Consider the following 316-nt stretch of genomic DNA (forward strand, 5'->3'; position numbering starts at 1 on the left):
CTCTAGAAGGCCGGCAATGATATTGAATACCGTTGTTTTGCCGCAGCCGCTTGGCCCGATCACGCTGAGAAATCCGCCTTGCGCGACGTTGATGTCTACGCCATCAAGCACCGGCAGTGCCGACCCCTTGGATATAAATGACTTGCGGATTCCCTGTAATGACAACTTGAACGGTGGTGCTGCCATGGGTAATGCTTTTTGGTGACGCCAAAGGCGTGTTGGTGGATCGGAGCGAAATCAGATATTTTTTCTAAGCAACATCCATGCCATGTAAATTCCGTTGCACGCGTGCCTTGCAGCGCCCAATCGTGGGCTA

General features: G+C 52.2%; 1 protein-coding gene. It reads right to left on the bottom strand.

Going from position 1 to position 316, the window contains the following annotated elements; genetic code table 11:
* On the bottom strand, nucleotides 1-186 hold a 186-nt coding region (locus tag B3F77_RS18240), incomplete at its 3' end, for an ATP-binding cassette domain-containing protein (protein WP_293606328.1).
* Between the last annotated feature and the right edge of the window lie 130 nt (nucleotides 187-316).

The sequence above is a fragment of the Polaromonas sp. UBA4122 genome (genome assembly GCA_002381615.1).
In the GTDB taxonomy this organism is placed as follows: domain Bacteria; phylum Pseudomonadota; class Gammaproteobacteria; order Burkholderiales; family Burkholderiaceae_C; genus Polaromonas.